Raw genomic sequence first — 21,570 nt, 5'->3', positions numbered from 1 at the left:
CCCGATAATCTTATTAGTCTACAGGCCAGTGGTAATCGCGATCCAGCCAGCCATCCAGGTCATAATCCATCATACATTGTTCGGCAAAACCTTTATATTCTTGTACCTGCCCCGACATCTGTGCGGCGAGCAACAGTTCGATACGGACATTTTCATGACTGCCGGTATAATTTCGTTCATAGAGTTCGTGTCTGCTGGCGAATTCTGTTCCTACCGAGTCCCAAATTAGCTTCATGAGCTTGACCCGTTCCACGGCATCCATACCGTTGGAACCGCGCATATATTTTTTCAGATAAGGCTCCAGTTCCGGCGCGGCAAAATCTTTGGCATGCGAATTGATATAAATAAGCGCGCTGCCAAGATCTTGCTCAATAATTTCTCTGATCCGTGGATAGCCGAGACTCATAAACCAACGGTAGGCTAAACCATAATCCAGATTAGGCAGGAGGGCGCCGTTGTGCCAGGGATTCGGCGATTTAGCCATTGCATCGCTTATGGCCCAGAAGAGGTTGCGCCAGGCCAGCATTTCCCCAACGCGGGTCTGTATACCGCGGAAATCGGCTACGCCGGTGGCCTCCACGCCTTTAATGAATAAACCACAGATAAAATCGATTTTTACCGCCAGACGCGTCACACCGTGGAACGTAGAGCGGTGCAGGAAGCCTGAACTGGGTAAAAACGTGGCCGCTTTAGCGGTATCGCCGTAAATAAAAATGTTTTCCCAGGGAATCTTCACCTTATCCAGAATGAAGATCATGTCATTCTCGTCGTAGCGTGAGGAGAGTGGATAGTCAAAAGGACTGCCGATCTTTTCGGCGGTTAAGGAGTAAGAGGGGCGGCAAACCAGCTTCAGCCCTGGGGCATTCATGGGTAATGTGCATACCAGGGCAAATTCTCTTTTTTTGACAGGTAAACCGTAATGCGCGATGAAATTGTAATGCGTCAAGGCAGAGCCGGTAGCAACCACCTTGGCACCGCTAACAATCACGCCATCATCACACTCTTTTTCGACATGAATGCAGATATCTTCAATCTGGTCGGGCGGGAGATTGCGGTCAATAGGCGGGTTAATGATGGCATGATTCCAGTAAAGTAGCTCCTCTTGCGAGCGTTTGTACCAGTGTCTGGCGTTATCCGCATATTCGCCGTAGGCCTCGGGATTGGCGCCGAGAGTCGTAAGAAACGACGCTTTAAAATCAGGGCTTCTTCCCAACCAGCCGTAGCTAAGCCTTGCCCACTGGGCGATTGCGTCGCGATCGCGTATCAGGTCGTCAACAGAATGCGGAACGCGGAAGAACGGATGGGTGACACCACCGCTACCGGTATCACACGGCGTGGTTAAAATAGCCTGATACTTTTCGTCATGGAGCGCGTCGTATAATTTAGCTATCGACAGTGCTGAATTGCGAAACGCTGGATGTGTAATAACATTGTCGACCTTTTCACCATAAGCCCATATTTCTCGTCCATCATTCAGACCCGCCAAAAAGTCATTACCGGTAGGTAACGATACTGATTTATTTCCCATGTCAGCTCTCTCCGAATATCGGTTTTCAACGCTTCCTTTTAAACGGCATCTTGTTGACTAAGAGTTACCGTTGTTGTTAAGGCGTTCTGTATCAGCCATTGATAAATAGAAAATGCGTCTTGCGTCAGGAATGACTCGTTATGAAATTGTATGGAGGCAACGTTACCTGACGATAATGCAACAATTTCACCGGAAGGGAGTCGCTCCAGCTGGACTGTTTTGTCATGCTCCGGGCTGTACCAGCATGGCCGTTGATGTAGCGCGGAGAAACTGTTATAGAAGCCAACGGTATGAGATTTTCCCTGAATGGATATCTGATGTTGGCTACCCTGACGGTTATTGATCAGCCGCTCGATCGGAATGCCTAATTCGGCGCAAATTAACTGATGTCCCAGACAAGTCCCGATTAGCGGACGCTGCTCCCGCAGCCGTTGCGCAATAATTTTTCGGCCCACGCGTATTTTTTCGAGTTGTATATTGGTTGGATCGCCAGGCCCGGGCCCAATGAATACGATGTCGCGATCGGTGAGCTGCGTTAGCTTGCTCAGGCAGTCATACCAGGGAATGAGGGTAACGGCGCAACCTGCGCTGCGTAACTGATAGGCAATCATGGCGGTGAAGTTGTCCTCCATGTCGATCAGTGTGATGGTATGACGAGAGAGTAAAGCGCACGGGCCCAATTGCGAGTTATCCAGCCAAAAGGCGGAGGCGCATGCATTCCGTTTTGCGAGTATCTGGTCAGCCCGATGGCGAAGTTCTGCAGACAATCCTGTTCGGTTTGGCGTCCCGGCGCTTGTGTCAGAGAAGAACGAATGCATTAGCCCTTGCAATTTGGCGCGTGTCTCACCGGCTTCATTTTGCGCGATGGAACTTCTGACGATGGTTGAACCCGCCGTAAGCCGAAAATGTCCCTGAGCGGTAATATCGGCCGTGCGGATCATTATGGCCGAGTCCAGATAACGTTTACCTTCTTGCGCACCCGTTATAGCAACGATGCCGCTGTAATAGCCGCGTCCGCGGCGTTCTCGCCGGGCGATAACTTTACAGGCGCTTTCTATTGGGCTGCCGGTCACTGTTGGCGCAAAGAGCGATTGCCTGATGATCTCTTTCAGACTGCGATCTGAGCTGCCATGGATAAAATATTCGGTATGCGCGATGTGCGACATAGCTTTGAGCTTCGGCCCGGTTACCTGAATATCATGCTGACAGATGCTACTCATCATTTTGAGTTCTTCATCCACCACCATAAATAGTTCGTCGCGCTCTTTTTTATCCTGCAGAAAATCATCCAGCACGTGCGCCATATTCCCGGAGTCGGGGTATTTTAACGTGCCGCTGATAGGATTCATCGCCACGTTCTGCTCATCAACCTGGATATGCTGTTCAGGCGAACTACCTATGAAATAGCGGCTGCCGGTGAAGATCATCCATGTCCAGTAAGACCCGCATTCAGATTGCAGTAACCGTTTGTACAGCGTCAACGCGTGGCGGATGCTGAAGTCGGTTATATCGCCTTCCAGGCTGCGTGAAATCACAAAGTTGCTCCCTTCTCCGGAGCTGATTTCCTGATCAATGACGGTATCAACAATGTCGCCATACGTTTGGTCATCAAGATCGAAGTGCAGGTTTCGCGGCTTGATATCATAGTCATTAATGGCTGCGATAAACGAATCTATAGGGTAATAATCTTGCCGCTCAATGTGCATGACGATCGTCTGTTCACCATCGTCAATGCAGGCATAACCTTTTTCTTTTAGCTGATTAAATGGCAATAAGATCAATTTGTTAAATGAGTTTTTCCCCTTCCCGTCCAGGGGAGGGTCCAGCGCTAATTCTGAAAGGGATTGGTTTAGCTCAATATCCCCTTCAAGAAATAATACTGCCTTGATAGGTTCGCATTGGGGGCGGTAAATACAGGCAAAGGGTCTATCAAGATTGGCCAGATGAGCCGAAAGCTCGTCGGGCTTTGCTGTGCCTTTAGATAACATCATCATCTCCTGGAGTGCCGTGAGGATCTTTAATGTTCCAAAGCGTCGATAGCTTGTCGGGTTGACAGCACGACTGAGCTGGTTTCCGCAGCTATCTCAAGCGCCAGACGATGCTTTTCTTCAGAGAAATCGGCTAGTGCATCGGCAATAAAAAATGTCTCGATATCATTGGAATAGGCCTCTTGCGCTGTGCATAAACAACCGATATGGGCGTAAACGCCGCAGACGATCAGCTGATCGCATTTGAGTTCGTGCAACGTACTCAGAAGGGGGGAGTTAAAGAAGGCGCTGTATCGCCACTTCGTTAATACCCACTCATTTTCCAGAGGCGTCAACGGCGGAACAATCTGTTTATGTTCCTGGCTGCCGTTCATGCCTGAACCCCATAGACTGTGCAGTAAGCCGCGCTGTTGTGGCGTCATGTCGCCGGGTTGGGCAGTATAAAATACGGGTACATGCAGACGTCGGGCGACGCTAAGCAAGCGGTAAATGTTGTCGATAACCTGCGCTATCGGCGGGGCGTCAGCAGTGTAAAAATCGAGAAAATAACGCTGCATATCATGTATGAGTAGCGCCGCTCTTGAACTGTTGGGCCGCCAGTCTGCCATTGATTTGGGTAATTGACGTTCTGTCGGCAACGGATAGGGCTGTATCTTTTCCATGTTATTCTCCTTGTACGGTTAGCAGCTGCCGAGTGCGGCGCCACCGTCGACCAATAACGTTGAAAGCGTGGTTTGCCCTGATTCTTCGCACAGGTAAAAGCAGACCGCGGCAGCAATTTCTTCCGCCGTGGCGACTTTGTTGAGTGGGATACCGATGCGAAATTGTTGTGGATTACCGTTAAGCGTGTTTTGCCTGTCACTTTCGCTATGCCACATGCCGCGCAGCATCGGCGTATCGGTTGAGCCGGGAGCGACAACATTACAACGGATCCCGTACGGAGCGACCTCCAGCCCCAGAGCATAGGTAAATGCCTGGGCAGCGGCTTTTGAGGCGCAGTAGGCGGCCATCGTCGCCCGCGGCACGCGCGCTGCGTTTGAGGCGATAGTTACGATGCTGCCTTTACGCTGAGCCATCATTAGATTGGCTGCATGGCGGCTGGTGTTAAATACGCCAGTCGCGTTGACGGCAAATGTTTTCGTCCAATCTTGCGGCTGTGTTTCGGCCACGCTGGCGTGGCACAGTACGCCGGCGCCGTTGACCAGATAACCCACCGGACCCAGTTGGCGACCGATTGCGGTAAAGGCTTCTGCTACGCTGCGGTCGTCGGCAACGTCCACATTAAAGCCTGCAATGGGCTGCGGATGGTTATTTTGTAGTGTGGCTACAAGGGTTGCCAGCTGAGAGGCGTTATTATCAAGAAGCGCTAGTGAAACCCCTTCTTTCGCCAGCGCGTGGGCAACGGATTCGCCAATGCCACCGCAGGCGCCGGTAATAACGGCAATGTAGTCTTTATCAAAGGTCATTTTGTCTCTCTTTCCAGTGAGTTAATAACATCTGCGTTTGCTCGACGTTCAGGCGCGGGTCGCAGAGAATTTGCTTAAGTTCATGTTCTTCAGGGTGATTATTTTCACAGAAGCATTCGATGACCGGGTTCGGCGTCGCTTCCAGATGGAGTCCAGCGGCGCAGGCGTTATGTGTTTTCACCTGCCTCAGGAAACCGGAGATTTCAGCCATCATGTCGCTAAGCTCGCGGCGTTTATTGCCCGCCTGCGTTTTCCCGGTATTCCCATGCATTGGATCGCACATCCATAACACCGGCGTTTCGGTTGCCTGTGCGGCCTGAATCAACGCGCCCAACCGATGAATATGTGAACGGCCAAAACGCGAAATAAAAGTCAGACGTCCAGGAATACGTTGAGGATTGAGTTGTCGGCAAAGTGTCGCGATGAACGACGGCGTTACGGTGGCGTCAATCTTGCAGGCAACAGGGTTGGCGATATTCGCCAGCATGGCGATATGTGGGCTGTCAGGCGCAAGAGTACGAATGCCGATCCAGGGCCAATGAGTGCTGGCTAAATAGGATTCTCCATGGGGATTAGTGCGGATTTGAGTGGTTTCATAGTCCAGCAACAGCGCTTCATGGCTGGTCCAGATGGGATGAACATCGCGAGGATATTCCCGTTCGTAACGTTTAATTTCGGCCAGCGTTTCCGCTGCAGCATGGTAGCTCAGCAGCATCCGTTGCGGATCGTTACGCCTGGCTTCTGGAGTCGCTTCGGGCCTGTTGACGGAATCACCGCGCCACACGGGAAGTACCCTGTCGCCATCGACTTCGTTGTGTTGTGAGCGTGGTTTAGCATATTGACCGGCAATTCTACCGACCGTCAATATCGGCAGTCCCATCAGGGTTGAGAGTTCGCGGGACATTTGCTCCAGGAAGGTCAATTTTTTCCGTACATGTAACGCGCCAGATTCGCAAATTCTTTCAGCGCAGTCGCCAGCCTGAAATATCATTGCTTTCCCTGCATAAACGGCGGCTAATGCTTTATTGAATTCGCTTATTTCTTCAAAACTTAATAACTCTGGAAGAGTGTCTAATTCACTTATGACCAGGGCAAGCATGTCCTTATCGCTCCAGAACGGCTGTTGCCAGTTGGACTTATTGCCAGGAAATGATGTCATTTCTAATCTCTCACTCGAAATTTAACAGGTTTTCCATTTGTTTTTTAACAAAAAAGCGATGAGAAAGTACTATTCCTTGTCTGTTTACCGGACATGAAAGACGATACGTTTTGCACAAAGATTGCACGCCAATGAGTTCCTTATGTCAATCAAAAAAGTTGATTTTTTATTGTTGTTTTTTTAATTATTTGAATTTATTGATTATTATTTTTGGTTGTTTTTGGATTTTTTCTATATGATTTTTTTTTGGAAATCAAATTGACTGAGGGTCAGGTTCGAAGATAGACTATTGAAAACAACGCTTGGTTATGCTTGTGTTGCTTATATGTTGCTTTCCCTGCTGCGCTTTTTTTGAGGCGTCTCACGGTAAGCTGGCGGCATTTCTTTAGATCTTTAATTTCTTCTTCAAGAGAAGATTTTATGCGTGTGAACGTTCCTAATTCTCCAGGAGAGAGTGATGACGCATTCAGCATATGTCAATCAGCTAAAGGCTGTTCCTGATATATTTGATGAGATTTCGCAACGTTTTTCGGACAGGGTTGCGTTAATTTTCGATCAAAGACAAATAACCTATCGAGAACTTGCTGAGCAATGTTCAGCGCTGGCTGCAGTATTGCAAAATAATTGCCTGATAAAAGGCGATATCGTTGCAATAAAAATAGAACGTAGCCCGGAGTTATATATTTTTATGCTGGCGCTCATGAAAATAGGCGCTGTTATGGTTCCCGTGAACTCGAATAGTCCTGAGCGCTATATTGGTGAGGTTTTAAGTGCGGCGGGAGCCAGATACCTGATTAGCGATGATGTAACAAGCGTGCCCGGCGGGTCATGGCAGGTGTTGTCGAGCAGGACGTTGATACAAAACTGCGCTCAACAAAGAAGCGGGAATTATCCGGTATTAAGCGCTGATGATCCGGCGCTCATCTTGATGACCTCTGGATCAACAGGAAAACCGAAGAGCGTGCTGATCGCTCATCGCGGGATTGCCAGACTGAGTTTGCCGGTACCCGCGTTGGGGAATAGCGAGCGGGACTGCTATTTGCAAATTGCAGATGTTTCTTTCGCCGCCTCAGCGAATGAAATCTGGATGGCTTTATTGACCGGCGCGTGTCTGACGATTGCGCCGCCTGGCTTGCCGGATTTGATGGCCCTGGTACGGCAGATCGAATCGGATAACGTGACGATGCTATTCCTCTCTGGCGGGTTGTTCCGGCTATTTGTCGAGGTTTCGCTCGAAACGCTGCATATACCTGCTTGTGTGGTGGTGTCGGGCGATTTTGTCAACCCTCGTCTATTTAGCGTGGCGGCGCAGGCCGGTAAAGCAAAAATATTTAATGGATTAGGATGCACGGAAAATTCAGCGATCTCGTCTCTCTATCATGTTCAGTCGGAGGGGCAATTATCCAGTGATTCTCCTGTGCCGGTTGGTACTGCGCTCCCTTTGGTTGAGATGGTGGTGTTCAATGAACGGTTGCAACCCTGTGCCTGCGGTGAATATGGGGAATTGTTTATCGCAGGAGCTGGAGTGGCTCTGGGGTATTCCGATCCGCAACTGACGGCGGAAAGGTTTATCTCCATACCGTATCAAGGCACAGACGTGCTTTTTTATCGTACCGACGATCGCGCAACGTGCGACCAGGATAGCAATATCGTCCTGGTCGGAAGAGGCAACCATATTTGTAAAATTCGTGGCTTCCGCGTCAATCTCGCCGGTATTGAGCACCTGTTGCGCTTACATCACGCTGTGGAAGATGTGCTGATTGTGGTAGAGGAGACGCCGGATGAACCACGATTACATGCTTGTTATGTCACGCAGGATGACGCGCTATCCGTAGCGGATTTAAAGAATCACCTCGCTATGCATGCTCCTGCCTGGATGATACCTGAAAAATTTAGCCGTCTGGCGGTACTGCCAATGACCGCTAACGGCAAAAAAGATCGTTTACGGTTAAAAAATATTTTACTGGAGCAGGTGTAAATATGGACAACGTTGAGCAACAGCTACTCTCGATTTGGCAGGAGATTATTCATTCAGAGGCGATTAACCCGCAAGATAATTTATTAGACCAGGGTGGTAACTCATTACATTTCATAAAGTTGGCTTCAATGGTAAGCAAGACATTTCATTTGGCTGTCTCGCCGGCGGACATTTTCACTGCCGGAACTATTGCCGCGCTGGCTCAGACCATTCGGCAACGGCAACAGCTCTAATACCTGGAGTTGGGACTGCCGGCAAACAGGAAGGGTTTTACAGGGAATTTTAAGAGGGGGATAAAATGCCATCATTTAATAGCGGCGAGTCAAATAAGGGCTGTTTGAACAAGGCGTGTGGAGAAAGTGCGGTAACGTATCTGGCAGCGACGCCCGGCCAGCAGGCAATGTGGTGGCTGGATAATACGCTGGATCAGCCCCAATGCTATAACGTGCCGGTGCTGCTGACCGTTAATGCGACACTGGACGCTGAGATTATGCAGCGCGCTGTGGCTGAGCTGACCTTGCGCCATGAAATATTCAGAACGCGTTTTGTTTATCTTGACGGTAAATTACAACAGCGTATCGGCGCTGATGGCTATCTCTCTTTTTCCCATCGACAACCAGAGCAGACGGAAACCCCTGAATCGGTGACTGCACAACTGGCGGCTAGCCGTTTATCATTAGCTGAGGGTCCGTTGAGTATCATTAATATGCTCAGTTCAGACTCGGGTACAACCTGGTTAGCATGCTGTTTCCACCACATCATTATTGATGCCCCCTCAGTACGTATTGTCTTGCATGATTTGCTGCGCATATATTGTGCGCTTGACGAGAAGCGCGCTCTGCCAGCGTTTAACGACACGGGAAGCTATCAGGAATTTACTCGTTGGCAGGCCGCATCCCTTGCGGCGGCGGAGTGCGAAGATATGCGGGATTACTGGCGGCAGGCACTGCATCCGGCTCCGCCACTGTCGGACCTCCCGGTCGATTTTCCCCGTCGTCTTCGGGAAGATACCAAAGCCGCCTATACCATGCTGGCGCTGAACGAACAGGAAGCGGACTCACTGCAGCGGCACGCGAGATCGTTGTCAATGACTCCATTTATGTATATGTCGATGTGCTGGCAATTTTTCCTCAGCCGCATGAGTGGGCAGAACGATATTACCGTTGGCGTACCTTTTACTCTGCGGGATCGCAGCGAGTTTGCCGAAACGCCGGGATATATGATCAATACTCTGCCGGTTCGCGTGCAGGTCAATGAAGATGACACTGTCAGGACGCTGGCTGCAAAGGTGCGTCAATCTTTTATTGGCGCGCATTTCAATAAGCTGCTCCCTTTCAATGAAATTGTCGCACTGTCGCGTGAAAACGCGGGGCAGGACAGTCCACTATTCAGAACGCTGTTGGTTATGCCCGATACCCGGGGCGATATTTTCAACGACTTGCCTTTTAAAGTCATGCTGGATGACTATTTTAGCCAGATGGCAAAATACGATCTGACGCTGTTCTTTGAAGCACAACCGCAGTGGAAGCTGACGCTGGAGTATAAGACGGCGTTGTATCATCCGCAGACCATTGACTACTGGTTGAAAATCTTTCGCCATTTATTGAGCGCGATGGGCGAGGACGGCGAGGTATTACTGTCATCCCTGAAGCTATTGGATGCACCGTTAAGTCGTGAACTGGTTGTTCGATCTAGCCTTAAGCCGTGCGCGGAGGCCTGGCGATTTGACGCTCTGGCGGCTTTCAATCAGCATGCTGTAAACCACTCTGCGGATACTGCGTTAATTACCGCTAATGGCACGCGATCGTATGGTTGGTTAGCGGAACGATCGGGGCAGATTGCCGCTTACCTGCAGCAGCAGTTTAATATCGCTCCTGGCAAACGTGTTGCGTTATTACTGGAAAGGAATGCCGAGGCGATTGCCACTCTGTTTGGCGTATTAAAAACCGGCGCGGCCTACATTCCGGTCGATCCGCAATACCCGCAAGAGCGTATCGGTTACATGTTACAGGACGCCAAGGTGGATTGCATCGCCACGACGCGATCGCTGGTAGCGAGATTTCCAGTGTCTGCCTCCGTACCTCTGTTATTAATCGATGATATTCCCCCGGAGTACCCTGGGGAATGGTCTTATATCAAAAGAATGCCCGACGATGAGCTGTATATCATTTATACATCCGGTTCAACCGGGCAGCCCAAGGGAGTACGGTTATTAAATAAAACGCTCAATAACCTGATTAAGTGGCAACAAGATGTATCTGAGTGCGGTCAGGGAGATTGTACTTTGCATTTTATGTCACTTTCTTTTGATGTATCGGTTCAGGAGATCTTCGGCACGTTAGCCTGCGGTGGGCGCTTATATATCGCCAGTGAAGAAGAGCGGAGAGACCTGGATCATCTGCAAGAGGTTATCCAGGAGCAGGGAATTAATCGGCTCTATTTCCCCTATGTTGCTTTGCAACAGTTCGCGCATTTGAGCGCATTGGCCAACAGGCAATTCCCGAGTTTAAAAGAGGTCTACTCCACTGGGGAACAGCTCGTACTCACTGCGGATATTAAACATTTTTTCAGGCAACCCGTTCGCCTGATTAATCTCTATGGTCCCTCAGAAAGCCATGTCTGTTCCGCATATGTGCTGCCGCCGGAGAGCGATAAATGGGGAGATGCAGCGTCCATTGGTTACCCTCTACCCGGATTCACTCTGCTGGTGGTGGATGAGCATCTGCAGCTGGTTCCCGCCGGCGTCGCCGGTGAACTGCTTATCGTTAGCGATTTTCTCTCTCCCGGCTATCACAATAAAAGTGAAGAAAGCGCTCGACGTTTTATCTCTGCTGAGGGCTTTGCCGCACAAAGTTGCCACGCGTATCGTACCGGTGATCTGGTGAGGCTGGAGCATGACGATCGGTTCAGCTATCTTGGCAGGATAGACAATCAGTTAAAAATACGCGGTTTTAGGATCGAACCGTCTGAAGTCGAGGCGGCCATCAATGCCCTGGAGGGCGTGCAGGTTTCAGCGGTAGTTGGCAGGGCAGATAATTCAGGAAGCAAGCAGCTCATCGCCTTTATTGCTGGCTTATTGGATGATAAAGGTAATCAAAAGGATAAGATCAAACGCGGCCTTCGCCTGGTGCTGCCGGAGTATATGGTTCCCACAGAGTTGGTCTTTGTGGATAAGCTGCCGACCACGCCTAGCGGGAAAATCGATCGTAAGGCATTGCTTAAGGTGGATATTATTATTGAATCATCCACGCAGATGCCGGAGCGGTCTCTGACCAAAACGCAGGAGCAGGTCAAGGCGCTATGGGAAACGCTATTTCCGGGACGTCAGATCGCACTGCACGATGATTTTTTCGCCATTGGTGGACATTCTTTGTTGGCCACACAGCTGGTTTTTCTGCTGCGTAAGGCGTTCGATTGCGATATTCCTCTACGTTTGTTATTTAATCATCCGACCTTGTCGGCTATGGCTGAGTCCATCGACGGCTATATTGCCAGTGAAAAGGGGCCCGTCGATGCCGTTGATCGTTCCTTTGTTCAGGACGGATACGAACGCATACATTGGCAGGGGGGAGTGTGTTCAACCCCTGGGCTGACGCTGCTCACCGGGGCGACAGGATTTTTGGGCATCTACCTGCTGCGTTCATTGCTATTGGCCGGGACCCAATCCGTGCTCTGTATGGTAAGAGCCAGGACAGATGAGCACGCGTTGGCTCGTTTGCGTGAAAATGCGATGCGTTACGGAATCGCCGATGAGATTGATTTTTCCCGGGTTGAAGTTTGCCTCGGCGATATTGGTCAGCGCAATTTAGGGTTAAGCTCTGAAGCGTATAGCCGTTTGGCAGAGCGAGTAGACACGGTATTCCATGCGGCCGCACAGATTAATTTTTTGCTCTCTTATTCTTCGGTAAAACAGTCAAATGTGCAGGGTACGCTGAATATTTTAGCTTTCTGCGGTTGTGGCGGACGTAAAACGCTGCACTATTTATCCACTATCGCGGTATTTTCTCCACGCTATCCGCAATCGCCTATCGTGGAACATTGTGTGCCGGGGCATCCGGAAGCACTGTCGATAGGTTACACGCAAAGTAAGTGGGTGGCTGAACGCTATGTTATACAGGCCAGAGAACAGGGACTTGATGCTAACGTATTTCGCATAGGACGTATTGGCGGAGACAGCAGAAGTGGGGCCTGCCAGAGCGATGATTTTTTATGGCGACAGATAAAAAGTTTTATCCAGATGGGATTGGCACCCGATCCGTCTTCACTATCAACGGACCTGTTACCTGTCGACTTTGTCGCTGAAGCGATAGTTGCATTAGCGCGTTCAGAAGCTACGCGACAGGAAAACTTCCATATTTTCCATCCGCAGAGCACTCGATTTGACCCGGTGTATCGGGCGATTCGTTCTCTGGGCTATCCGTTGGAAACGACTTCTGACGGCGAGTGGTTGCAACAACTTGAGCTGTGTGTCACCCAGGGGCGCGAGGTTGCGCTGGGACCGGTCATTCATCTCTTTAAAGAGAATTTGTTGGATACTGGCGATAACGTCTACGGTAATCCAGAGACGACTAAGCGTATTGCACAACTGGGTTTGCGCTTTCCTGAACTGTCGGAGGAGACGTTCAAACGTATGATTGTTTATTTCCAGCGGCAGAACGAAATTGTCTAACAAGATTTTTATCAATTTCATCAAGAGGATAATAAAATGGTTCCGGCGTTATTTGATAAATATATTTCGGCAGTGATGGAGAAGTCATCGGATAAGCTGGCGTCCCTTTTCTCTGTTAACGGGCGTTTGTCGTTGCCTTTTCGTCGCAACAGGGAGGTGATTGTTGGACGTGAGAATATTCGCTTACACTATGCTAATGGCTTTGGCGTTGCGCCCTTACGCTTTACCTCTATAGAGGATGAACGATTTCATTATACGAATAATCCCGATGTCGTCATTGTTGAATATAAACTACATGGGAATACTCTGCCGGATGGAAAACACTTCTCTTTGTTATATGTTAATGTGATTGAAATAAATAATGGTGAGATAATTGAGTTAATAGATTATGAGGATGTTTTGAACAGAGAATATATCTTTCAGGATTAGCAGGACAGTTCTTATGTTGTTAATGGGGGCAAAAGGTATGATGACTTTTCCTTCCTTGAAGGGATGTGGTAAAATAGTAAGCTTAACTTATTGTAAACGGCATCAGGAGAATGTATGGAAATGAATAAAAAAGTGGCTAGTGGTTCTGAACGCGAAATATCATTGAATCGTCAATTTGAAGATGCCTTAGGAAATTTGCAATGCGTACTTGTTGCTCGTCGCTCGTTGATTAATCCTGATGGTATTAACTGGCCACAATACGATACGTTGTATATTTTACGCCAGTTCCAGCCCATGACTCCAAGCGCAATTGGTGAAAAGCTCGGTTTTGCGCGTAGTAAAATGTCCAAGATCCTGCGGATGTTGAAAGATAAGCACTTTGTTGAACAGGAATCGGCAGAAAGCGACAAACGAGAAATGCTGACGCGGATTACGGAAAAAGGTATTGAGTTCCTGCATTCTGCAGAATCCAGCAGGCGCATAATGGCTGAGCAGGTGGCATCGTGCATGTCGCAGGGTGAAATTGCTATTTTCGCTGAGCTTTGTACAAGGGCTGCAAATATATTACATGAGAATATTAAAGGTAAACTCGAAGACACCAGCGAAAATTAATAAGGATTATGGTGATAAAACGCTAAACTGGTCGCTGGCGTGGAGTTCTCTTTGCCCAATGTCCAACCCAATATATGGCATAAGGATTGTGCTAAAACATTACTATGGGATGATGTTGGACGCCAACTATATATATCAAAAATGGGAAGGTTTTTACCGCAGGACATAAATAAAGTTAGACTAGACTGGTATAGTTAGTGTGTTATTCGCCAAACGTTGCATCATCGTATTGAGATTTTACTTATTTTTGATTAAGCGTCATAACAACCTGTGCTGATAAACGCGTCGTCAAATAACTGTACCGGCTTTGGCGTCAGAGACTTGTCGCGAAGAACTTTTATGCAAAGCGCGACACGCCCGGCGAAGGGTATATCAATGATTGCGTTTTCAACGCGTTTTATCTAGAATCCTCGCTTTCGGAGATAGAAAATGTCCGTCGCAGATTCCCTTCTTGCTTATTCCTTTGCCGCGCTGCTGCTCACGCTGACCCCGGGTCTTGATACCGCGCTCATTTTGCGCACCTCCACCGTTGAAGGCGGAAAAAAGGCCTTTCAGGCGGCATTGGGTATTGATACTGGGTGTTTTATCTGGGGCGCGGTGGTGGCCTTCGGCCTCGGGGCGCTGCTGGCGGCATCGGCCCTGGCGTATGACCTGCTTAAATGGTGTGGGGCCGTCTATTTATGCTGGCTGGGCATTCAGTTAATTCTCAAACCGCGCAGCCACTTTAACAGTCAGGAAATAGCCGCGCCGTCGGCCAGCAACTGGTTTTTAAAAGGGATGCTGGGCAATGTGCTGAATCCGAAAATGGGGATATTTTATGTCTCTTTCCTGCCGCAGTTTATACCGGCGGGCCACTCGCCAACCATCTGGACATTTCTGCTAGTCGCTATTCATGTTGCGATTGGTACGCTCTGGTCGTTAACGCTGATTCTGGCCAGCCGTTACGCCGCCGGTCTTCTGAAAACACCGACCTTCATTCGCTGGATGGATCGCGCAACCGGCGGCGTCTTTATGCTGTTTGCCGCCAAACTGGCACTCAGCCACCGCTAAAACATGCTGGACATGGACGTCCAGCCCTCACGTCATACTTCGTCGCCCGGCGAAGCGTTTCCCGGCATTCCCCGTAAAGTCATCGGCAGACAGGCCCATACGTCGCTTGCGCGTTGGGTTGACCGATATCATAATAAAAAGAGAATTATATAAATTTATAATTCTCTTTTTGAGAATAATCGCGGAGGTAGCGGGTGAACGTTTTTGAACTCAGGCCGGGGTTAAAGGCCTTTCTGCTAGCGCTGGCCGGTTCGGCGGTGCTGATGATTGGCATGGGCTACGGGCGTTTCGCCTATACCGGGATCCTGCCACTGATGCTGAACGAGCAGGTGCTCTCGCTGCGTGAAGGCAACCTTGCCGCTTCGGCCAACTACGCGGGTTACCTGGCCGGTGCGCTGCTGCTGGCGAAAGCCAGGCCCGCGGACGCCAGAGTGTTAAATCTGCTTTCCGTATTGCTCACGCTGCTGTGCCTGGCGTTACTCGGCTGGCTGGTTTCGCCGCTGGCCATTATCGCGGTACGCGGAATAGCCGGACTGTTAAGCGCGGTTACGCTGATTGCCGCCTCCCTGTGGCTGCTGCAGCATATGAAGCACCATAACGGCGCGCCGGTGCTGTATTCTGGCGTCGGCATGGGGATATTTTTGTCGGCGGAATGTATCTCGCTGGGCAAGACCCTGGCGCTCTCCAGCCAGCAAATATGGCTGCTGTGCGCAATAAGCGCCGGCGCGCTTTTCATCCTGGCGCTGCGCCTGTTGCTGAGCCCGGCAGACTATCTTATTGCCTATCAATCGCCTGCTGGCGTACAGGACCAGCAGGCGCAAGGCCGCGTGCGTGAAGCGTGGAAGCTGCTGCTGGTTTACGGCCTGGCCGGCTTTGGCTACATCATCACCGCCACCTACCTGCCGCTGTTTCTCAGCGGCTCGCTGAACGCTATCGATCCGGTGCAGATCTGGGCCATTTTCGGTCTTGCCGCTGTGCCCTCGTGCTTTATCTGGCACCGGCTGGTCATCAGGTTTGGCTACCGTCGCGCGTTCACCCTTAATTTGCTGATTCAGGCCGTCGGCGTCATTCTCCCGGCGTGGAGCCACGCATTGCCGTTTTGTCTGCTGAGCGCGCTACTGGTCGGTTTTACCTTTATGGGAACGGTGACTATTGCGCTGCCGCAGGGAAGGCGGCTGAACCATCTGGTCTCGTTCAATATGATTGCCGCCATGACCGCGACCTATGGCGTCGGGCAGATTGTCGGCCCGCTGGTTGCCGGCGCGCTGTATGAGCGCAGCGGGTCGTTTAATCCTTCGCTCAGCGCGGCGGCAGGGGCGCTGGTGGTGGCCGCCGCGCTGGTTGCCGCCGGAGGGCGGCGAGCGTCAAAGGTCGGAGGCTGATGTGAGAAGCTGGCGCATTTTATCGAGGGCGGGGGACGCGTAGCCTTTACGCCAGATAAGCTGCGTGACCGCCTGACCGACCGGGCGCACCCGGCTGGCTTCAGGCAGCGTCAGCGTATCGAGCACGCTCTGCGGCAGTATGCCGGCGTAGCCGCCGGAGGCGATACAGGCGAGCATCGCGTGATAGGAGCCGACGTCCTGGATCTCGCTCTCCGCCGCCTCGGATTGCGCCAGATACGCTTCACCCATCGCCCGGTAGGTACAGCCCTCCGCGAAGGCGGCAAAGCGAAAGCGTTGGCGATCCGCGGGAAGCACCAGTACCAGCTGTTCTTGAAAGAGCGGCAGATATTCCAGGTCTTCGGCGGAGGAAGCGCCCTGCGGCAGGCATACCAGCGCGCAATCGAGCGCGGCGTCCAGCACCTGCAGGGTCAACTGGCGGCTGGGTTGGGTTTTGAGCGTCAGTATCACCTCCGGGCACTGGGCATGAAACCGGGTAAGCAGCGGCGGCAGGCGGCTGGCGGCGGTGGCGTCCATCGCCCCCATGCGTAAATTACCGCCCGGGGTGGCGGGGTGCAAAGCCTGCCGGGCCTCCTCGGCAAGGCTGAGGATTTTCAGCGCATAGGCCAAAAAACGCTCCCCGGCGGGCGACAGCGGCATCTTCTTGTTACCGCGGGCAAACAGCTCAACGCCCAGCTCTTCTTCCAACTGGTGAATGCGGGTCGTAATGTTGGACTGCGCCCGCCCCAGCAGCTTTGCCGCGCGGGTGACGCTCTGTTCTTCCGCCACCGTTTTGAAAATCTGTAATGTGGTGTGGTTCATACTTTTATTCTTAATTTGAAAATAATGTTGATCTTATCATCTCTAAAAGAGATTTTAATTGCCTCAACGCACAAATTTTATCAGGGCACACCATGAGCAACCGGCTTACGCAGCAGCTTGATATTGATTATCCCATTATTCAGGCGCCGATGGCCGGCGTGTCGACGCCGGAGCTGGCGGCCGCGGTTAGCGACGCCGGCGCGCTCGGCTCGCTGGGGCTGGGATCCTCCACGGTAGAGCAGGCCGAGGCGCTTATCAACCACACCCGGCGCTTAACCACCCGTCCGTTTAACGTCAACGTATTTTGCCACGCCCCGGCAATAAGGGACCCGCAGCGTGAAGTGCAGTGGCTGGCGCGACTGCGCCCTGAGTTTGCGCGCTTTGGCGGCCTGCCACCGGAGACGCTGGCGGAAATCTACCTGAGTTTTCAGCAGCAGCCGCGGATGGCCGAGCTTTTGCTCGATCTTACTCCGGCGGTGGTCAGCTTCCATTTTGGTGTTCCGGAGCGAGGGGTCGTTGACCGGCTGCGTGAAAAAGGCATCGTTACCCTGGCGAGCGCCACCAGCGTGGAGGAGGCGCTGCTGGCCGTAGAGCAGGGCATCGATATGGTGGTGGCGCAGGGCTATGAGGCCGGCGGTCATCGCGGCATCTTCGATCCCCAGGCGCCCGATGGGCAGATGAGTACCTTTACCCTGATTCAGGCGCTTAAGCGGCGCATTGATATTCCGCTTATCGCCGCAGGTGGCATCATGGACGGCGCGGGAGTGAACAGCGTAATGCATCTCGGCGCCGAAGGCGCGCAGCTGGGAACGGCTTTTCTGCTGTGCCCGGAATCGGCAGCGGACGCCGGCTACCGCGAGGCGATTAAAGGCGCGACTGACGGACACACCGTGTTAACGTCGGCGATTTCCGGGCGCCCGGCAAGATGTTTGGTTAACGGCTGGCGCGCAATAAACGATCGCCACCTCGTACCGGATTATCCCGTGGCCTATGACGTCGGGAAAGCGCTGGCATCGGCGGCGAAAGCGCAGGGGGACCGCCAGTACGGCGCGCACTGGGCCGGGCAGGGCGTCAGCCTGATTCGCGAGCTGCCGGCGGCGGAGCTGATTCGGACCCTGGTAAACGAATGCGGGTTTTAAGCGCGGATGGCGCGCAGCCATCCGCTTAGCGTTAACGCCGGTGGGCGAGGCCGCGTACCAGACGGTCGCCGGCCATCTGCACGCCCTGCACCAGCGCGACCAGAATGAGCACCGTGCCGACCATCACCTCGTTATTAAAGCGCTGATAGCCGTAGCGAATGGCCAAATCGCCCAGCCCGCCGCCGCCAATCACGCCCGCCATCGAAGAGAAGCCGATCAGCATGACGATGGTCAGCGTGATGCCTGCCAGCAGGGTCGGCAGCGCTTCCGGCAGCAGCGATTTAAAGATAACGTGCCAGATGTTGCCGCCCATCGATAAAATCGCCTCGATACGCCCGTAATCCACTTCATCCAGCGCATTCTCCGTCAGCCGCGCAAAGAACGGAAAGGCGCCAATGGTGACCGGAACCACCGCGGCGGTACTGCCGAGGGTGGTGCCGATAATCAGCCGGGTAAAAGGGATCAGGGCGATCAGCAGGACGATAAACGGCAGCGAACGACCAAAGTTGATAATCGCGCCCAGCACGGCGTTGAGTTTCGGCATCGGCGCCAGGCCATTGCGGCGCGAAACAAACAGCAGCACGCCGGTCGGCAACCCGAGCAGCACGGTAAACAGCGCCGCCAGGCCGACCATATAAACGGTATCTACCGTGCCCTGAAGCAGCAGCGGCCAGAGATCTTCCCAACTCATGCTACTCCGCATAATGGCCTCCCGTGAAAACCGTGGCGGGCGAGGAAATCCCGCTCCGCCTGAGGATCGTGCAGCAGCGACTGCCGTAGCCGCGACCATGGAGCCACCAGCAAATCGGCGATTCTGCCGCTTTCAATAATCTCCCCGTGCTCCAGCAGCGCCGCGTGGTCGCAGAGGGTTTTCACCACGTCCAGTTCGTGGGTGATCAGCACGATGGTGAGGTTCAGCTGTTGATTGATATCCGCCAGCAGGCTGAGCACCGAGGCCGTGGTCTCGGGGTCGAGGGCGCTGGTGGCCTCATCGCACAGCAGCACGTCCGGCCTCGCGGCCAGCGCGCGGGCGATCCCGACACGCTGTTTTTGCCCGCCGGAAAGCTGTGACGGAAAGGCGGCGGCTTTGTCCGCCAGCCCGACCAGTTCCAGCAGCTCCGCCACCCGCGCCTGCCGCGCCGCTTTCGGCACTTTGGCTATCTCCAGCGGCACCGCGATGTTGTCGGCGACGCTGCGGGCGTGCAGTAAATTAAAGTGCTGGAAGATCATCCCGGTGCGCAGCCGGTACTCGCGCAGCGCGGTTTTATCCATCCGGGTAATATCGTTCCCGTTCACAATAATGCGGCCCGACGTGGGCCGCTCCAGCAAATTCAGGCAGCGTATCAGCGTACTTTTGCCTGCGCCGCTGCGCCCAAGGATGCCGTAAACGGCTCCTTTCGGCACCTGCAGAGAGACATCGTTTAGCGCCGGTCGGCCTGTTCCGGCATAGGTTTTACTCAGCCCGGCAATCTCAATCATGACTGAGGGGCAACCGGGATCACCGAGCCGTTATACTGCTTACGAATAAATTCGGCGACCTGCGGCGAAGTGAGGTCTTTGGCCAGCGCCTTGATGCGCGGATCGTTTGCCAGCGCCGGCGTTGTCACCAGGATATTGGCGTACGGGTTGTTGGTCGCGCTCTCCAGACCCAGCGCATCTTTGGCTGGCACCAGCCCGGCTTCCAGCGCGTAATTGCCATTAATCACCGCCAGGTCGACGTCATCCAGCGACCGCGGGATTTGCGGTGATTCAATCTCAAGGATTTTCAGGTGCTTCGGGTTTTCCACAATATCTTTCGGCGTCGCCAGGGTGGTCGCCGGGTCGGTGAATTTGGCCGCTAGCTTAATCAGCCCCTGATTTTGCAGCAGAAACAGCGCGCGGCTCAGGTTGGTGGTGTTATTCGGTACCGCCACGGTGGCGTTCTCGGGCAGCGATTTAAAATCTTTATGCTTGCGCGAATAGATCCCCAGCGGCTCAATATGCACGGTCGCCGCGACGGCGAAGGTTTTACCCAGCGCTTTCTCCTGATCTTTCAGATAGGGCACGTGCTGGAAATAGTTGGCATCGACGTCGCCGTTGGCCAGCAGTTCGTTGGCGTTAACGCCGCTGGTGAGTTCGACAATTTTCAGGTCGAGGCTGGGATCGATCTTTTTAATGTAGTTAAGGATTTCGGCGTGCGGCACCGGGTCCGCGGCGACGCGCAGCGCGGCGGCCTGGGCGGAAGTCCATGCCAGAGAGAGAGACAGTGCAACCCCTGCCAGTTTAAATGCGGCATATTTCATCATCTTATTCCTTGTGTTTGTTGTTATGTTTAAACGATCAATTGCTCGGCGCGTTCGCGAAAAACATCCTGGTAGTAGCGTTCGGCGACATCAGGATGCGAACGCAGACGCCCTTTCAGGTAATTCCAGCCCACTTCGCGTAGCAGCGGGTTTTGCGGGTCGCTATCCGGTCCGAGGGCTTCGCGGGCCAGCTCGTCAGGTAGGGTGTAGACGGGGACCACGGCATCCAGCTGGGCGCCGAGGAAAAAGGCTATCGACAGCCGCTGCTGGTCGGCGGGCGGCGAAACGACCCGGTGCACCGTTGCGCGCAGATAGCCATTGGTCGCCAGCTCCAGCAGTTCGCCGATATTCACCACAAAGCTGCCCGCCAGCGGGGTGGCGTCAATCCAGCGGTCGGGGGAGACTTCGACCTGCAATCCTTTCTGCTCATCCTGCAACAAGAAGCTGAGGAAACCGGAGTCCTTATGCGCGCCAACGCCCTGGGCGCTCTGGGTTTCCTGCTGGCCGGGATAGCGGATTAGCTTGATATGTTCGTTGGGTTTTTCGCCGTACAGGCCATCAAAGGCATCCAACGGCAGGTGCAGCGCTTCGGCGAAGGCGCGCAGCAGGGTGATCCCAACCTGGGTCATTTCCCGTTGCCAGGTTAACAACGTTGGTCTGAGCGAGGGCAACGCCTCTGGCCAGAGATTCGGCCCCTGCAGGCGCTGCCAGCGCGGAGCGCGTTCGTCAAGCCTGAGCGCCGGACGTTCGGCGCCGATATCGAACTGCTCGCGCCAGTCGGGCTGACCGCGGGTTAATTCCGACGCGGCGCGGTTGTAGCCGCGAAAATGTGGGGAGTGAATCATCGCCACGCTCTGCTTTTGAGCGTCGGGAAGGGCAAAAAAGGCGCGGGATTGCTCCTGTACGGCCTGCTGCAGCGACTCATCAACGCCGTGGTTGATCAGATAAAAGAAGCCGATATCGCGGGCGGCGTGGCGCAGGTCGGCGAGAAACGCCGCTTTTTCAGCGGGATCCGCGTAGCGGGCCAGATCCAGTATCGGTAAAGTTGTCGCGTTCATTGTGTTCTCCG

The 21,570-nt window shown here is 52.8% G+C and carries 18 protein-coding genes; 8 read left to right on the top strand and 10 right to left on the bottom strand.

Annotated features, from left to right (window positions below; all coding sequences use genetic code 11):
• Nucleotides 1-13: 13 nt before the first annotated feature.
• From KOSB73_RS16935 to KOSB73_RS16915, 5 genes are read right to left on the bottom strand one after another with little or no spacing between them, the layout of a single operon-like run.
• Nucleotides 14-1,528 (bottom strand): 4-hydroxyphenylacetate 3-hydroxylase family protein, encoded by a 1,515-nt coding sequence (locus tag KOSB73_RS16935; protein ID WP_098140724.1) that lies wholly within the window; start codon nucleotides 1,526-1,528, stop codon nucleotides 14-16.
• A 38-nt stretch (nucleotides 1,529-1,566) separates the two neighbouring features.
• Nucleotides 1,567-3,522: an anthranilate synthase family protein gene (locus tag KOSB73_RS16930; protein WP_224232389.1), complete on the bottom strand. Its 1,956-nt coding sequence runs from the start codon at nucleotides 3,520-3,522 to the stop codon at nucleotides 1,567-1,569.
• A gap of 23 nt (nucleotides 3,523-3,545) precedes the next feature.
• A complete protein-coding gene (locus KOSB73_RS16925; protein ID WP_004135549.1) occupies nucleotides 3,546-4,178 on the bottom strand; it encodes an isochorismatase family protein in 633 nt (210 codons plus the stop codon).
• A gap of 18 nt (nucleotides 4,179-4,196) precedes the next feature.
• A complete protein-coding gene (locus KOSB73_RS16920; protein WP_004135551.1) occupies nucleotides 4,197-4,982 on the bottom strand; it encodes a 2,3-dihydro-2,3-dihydroxybenzoate dehydrogenase in 786 nt (261 codons plus the stop codon).
• Nucleotides 4,972-6,141, bottom strand: a complete 1,170-nt coding sequence (locus KOSB73_RS16915; RefSeq protein WP_098140723.1) for a 3-deoxy-7-phosphoheptulonate synthase — start codon at nucleotides 6,139-6,141, stop codon at nucleotides 4,972-4,974. The genes KOSB73_RS16920 and KOSB73_RS16915 overlap by 11 nt, the downstream gene beginning before the upstream one ends.
• A gap of 457 nt (nucleotides 6,142-6,598) precedes the next feature.
• Here KOSB73_RS16915 and KOSB73_RS16910 point away from each other — a divergent pair, with 457 nt between their 5' ends.
• The 7 genes from KOSB73_RS16910 (at nucleotide 6,599) to KOSB73_RS16880 (ending at nucleotide 16,261) form a co-directional block, all read left to right on the top strand.
• Complete coding sequence (locus tag KOSB73_RS16910; protein ID WP_098140722.1) at nucleotides 6,599-8,119, top strand: amino acid adenylation domain-containing protein; 1,521 nt, start codon at nucleotides 6,599-6,601, stop codon at nucleotides 8,117-8,119.
• A gap of 2 nt (nucleotides 8,120-8,121) precedes the next feature.
• Nucleotides 8,122-8,352 carry an acyl carrier protein gene (locus tag KOSB73_RS16905; RefSeq protein WP_004135554.1) on the top strand — a complete coding sequence of 77 codons (231 nt, stop codon included), beginning with the start codon at nucleotides 8,122-8,124 and terminating at the stop codon, nucleotides 8,350-8,352.
• A gap of 65 nt (nucleotides 8,353-8,417) precedes the next feature.
• Complete coding sequence (locus KOSB73_RS16900; RefSeq protein ID WP_098140721.1) at nucleotides 8,418-12,788, top strand: non-ribosomal peptide synthetase family protein; 4,371 nt, start codon at nucleotides 8,418-8,420, stop codon at nucleotides 12,786-12,788.
• A gap of 36 nt (nucleotides 12,789-12,824) precedes the next feature.
• Nucleotides 12,825-13,217 (top strand): nuclear transport factor 2 family protein, encoded by a 393-nt coding sequence (locus tag KOSB73_RS16895; RefSeq protein WP_024358088.1) that lies wholly within the window; start codon nucleotides 12,825-12,827, stop codon nucleotides 13,215-13,217.
• A 114-nt stretch (nucleotides 13,218-13,331) separates the two neighbouring features.
• Nucleotides 13,332-13,829, top strand: coding sequence for a MarR family winged helix-turn-helix transcriptional regulator (locus KOSB73_RS16890; RefSeq protein WP_024358089.1), 498 nt, complete (start codon nucleotides 13,332-13,334; stop codon nucleotides 13,827-13,829).
• Between the two features lie 429 nt (nucleotides 13,830-14,258).
• Nucleotides 14,259-14,879 carry a LysE family translocator gene (locus tag KOSB73_RS16885; RefSeq protein WP_049086540.1) on the top strand — a complete coding sequence of 207 codons (621 nt, stop codon included), beginning with the start codon at nucleotides 14,259-14,261 and terminating at the stop codon, nucleotides 14,877-14,879.
• A 194-nt stretch (nucleotides 14,880-15,073) separates the two neighbouring features.
• Nucleotides 15,074-16,261 (top strand): YbfB/YjiJ family MFS transporter, encoded by a 1,188-nt coding sequence (locus KOSB73_RS16880; protein ID WP_049130281.1) that lies wholly within the window; start codon nucleotides 15,074-15,076, stop codon nucleotides 16,259-16,261.
• On the opposite strand, the gene KOSB73_RS16875 is transcribed toward KOSB73_RS16880, so the two are convergent.
• On the bottom strand, nucleotides 16,244-17,080 hold the full coding sequence (locus KOSB73_RS16875; RefSeq protein WP_098140720.1) for a LysR substrate-binding domain-containing protein: 837 nt from the start codon (nucleotides 17,078-17,080) through the stop codon (nucleotides 16,244-16,246). The genes KOSB73_RS16880 and KOSB73_RS16875 overlap by 18 nt on opposite strands.
• A gap of 92 nt (nucleotides 17,081-17,172) precedes the next feature.
• Here KOSB73_RS16875 and KOSB73_RS16870 point away from each other — a divergent pair, with 92 nt between their 5' ends.
• Nucleotides 17,173-18,219 (top strand): NAD(P)H-dependent flavin oxidoreductase, encoded by a 1,047-nt coding sequence (locus KOSB73_RS16870; RefSeq protein WP_098140719.1) that lies wholly within the window; start codon nucleotides 17,173-17,175, stop codon nucleotides 18,217-18,219.
• A gap of 31 nt (nucleotides 18,220-18,250) precedes the next feature.
• On the opposite strand, the gene KOSB73_RS16865 is transcribed toward KOSB73_RS16870, so the two are convergent.
• From KOSB73_RS16865 to KOSB73_RS16850, 4 genes are read right to left on the bottom strand one after another with little or no spacing between them, the layout of a single operon-like run.
• The gene (locus tag KOSB73_RS16865) at nucleotides 18,251-18,910 is read right to left on the bottom strand and encodes a methionine ABC transporter permease (RefSeq protein ID WP_162685384.1); all 660 of its coding nucleotides are present in this window, start codon (nucleotides 18,908-18,910) and stop codon (nucleotides 18,251-18,253) included.
• Nucleotides 18,907-19,698, bottom strand: coding sequence for a methionine ABC transporter ATP-binding protein (locus KOSB73_RS16860; protein WP_004134108.1), 792 nt, complete (start codon nucleotides 19,696-19,698; stop codon nucleotides 18,907-18,909). The genes KOSB73_RS16865 and KOSB73_RS16860 overlap by 4 nt, the downstream gene beginning before the upstream one ends.
• Nucleotides 19,695-20,501: a MetQ/NlpA family ABC transporter substrate-binding protein gene (locus KOSB73_RS16855; RefSeq protein WP_004134110.1), complete on the bottom strand. Its 807-nt coding sequence runs from the start codon at nucleotides 20,499-20,501 to the stop codon at nucleotides 19,695-19,697. The genes KOSB73_RS16860 and KOSB73_RS16855 overlap by 4 nt, the downstream gene beginning before the upstream one ends.
• Before the next feature lie 29 nt (nucleotides 20,502-20,530).
• The gene (locus tag KOSB73_RS16850; RefSeq protein ID WP_049130283.1) at nucleotides 20,531-21,559 is read right to left on the bottom strand and encodes an isopenicillin N synthase family dioxygenase; all 1,029 of its coding nucleotides are present in this window, start codon (nucleotides 21,557-21,559) and stop codon (nucleotides 20,531-20,533) included.
• Nucleotides 21,560-21,570: the final 11 nt, after the last annotated feature.

The sequence above is a fragment of the Klebsiella grimontii genome, assembly GCF_900200035.1.
GTDB classification, from domain to species: Bacteria; Pseudomonadota; Gammaproteobacteria; order Enterobacterales; family Enterobacteriaceae; genus Klebsiella; species Klebsiella grimontii.
This window is presented reverse-complemented; position numbering and strand designations above follow the sequence as displayed.

What these genes read in the sequence shown, in the direction of transcription:
- KOSB73_RS16935 (WP_098140724.1), bottom strand. Translation starts at nt 1,528, where the DNA reads ATGGGAAATAAATCAGTATCGTTACCTACCGGTAATGACTTTTTGGCG.
- KOSB73_RS16860 (WP_004134108.1), bottom strand. Translation starts at nt 19,698, where the DNA reads ATGATTGAGATTGCCGGGCTGAGTAAAACCTATGCCGGAACAGGCCGA.
- KOSB73_RS16885 (WP_049086540.1), top strand. Translation starts at nt 14,259, where the DNA reads ATGTCCGTCGCAGATTCCCTTCTTGCTTATTCCTTTGCCGCGCTGCTG.
- KOSB73_RS16920 (WP_004135551.1), bottom strand. Translation starts at nt 4,982, where the DNA reads ATGACCTTTGATAAAGACTACATTGCCGTTATTACCGGCGCCTGCGGT.
- KOSB73_RS16895 (WP_024358088.1), top strand. Translation starts at nt 12,825, where the DNA reads ATGGTTCCGGCGTTATTTGATAAATATATTTCGGCAGTGATGGAGAAG.
- KOSB73_RS16925 (WP_004135549.1), bottom strand. Translation starts at nt 4,178, where the DNA reads ATGGAAAAGATACAGCCCTATCCGTTGCCGACAGAACGTCAATTACCC.
- KOSB73_RS16870 (WP_098140719.1), top strand. Translation starts at nt 17,173, where the DNA reads ATGAGCAACCGGCTTACGCAGCAGCTTGATATTGATTATCCCATTATT.
- KOSB73_RS16915 (WP_098140723.1), bottom strand. Translation starts at nt 6,141, where the DNA reads ATGACATCATTTCCTGGCAATAAGTCCAACTGGCAACAGCCGTTCTGG.
- KOSB73_RS16875 (WP_098140720.1), bottom strand. Translation starts at nt 17,080, where the DNA reads ATGAACCACACCACATTACAGATTTTCAAAACGGTGGCGGAAGAACAG.
- KOSB73_RS16890 (WP_024358089.1), top strand. Translation starts at nt 13,332, where the DNA reads ATGGAAATGAATAAAAAAGTGGCTAGTGGTTCTGAACGCGAAATATCA.
- KOSB73_RS16900 (WP_098140721.1), top strand. Translation starts at nt 8,418, where the DNA reads ATGCCATCATTTAATAGCGGCGAGTCAAATAAGGGCTGTTTGAACAAG.
- KOSB73_RS16865 (WP_162685384.1), bottom strand. Translation starts at nt 18,910, where the DNA reads ATGAGTTGGGAAGATCTCTGGCCGCTGCTGCTTCAGGGCACGGTAGAT.
- KOSB73_RS16855 (WP_004134110.1), bottom strand. Translation starts at nt 20,501, where the DNA reads ATGAAATATGCCGCATTTAAACTGGCAGGGGTTGCACTGTCTCTCTCT.
- KOSB73_RS16910 (WP_098140722.1), top strand. Translation starts at nt 6,599, where the DNA reads ATGACGCATTCAGCATATGTCAATCAGCTAAAGGCTGTTCCTGATATA.
- KOSB73_RS16850 (WP_049130283.1), bottom strand. Translation starts at nt 21,559, where the DNA reads ATGAACGCGACAACTTTACCGATACTGGATCTGGCCCGCTACGCGGAT.
- KOSB73_RS16930 (WP_224232389.1), bottom strand. Translation starts at nt 3,522, where the DNA reads ATGATGATGTTATCTAAAGGCACAGCAAAGCCCGACGAGCTTTCGGCT.
- KOSB73_RS16905 (WP_004135554.1), top strand. Translation starts at nt 8,122, where the DNA reads ATGGACAACGTTGAGCAACAGCTACTCTCGATTTGGCAGGAGATTATT.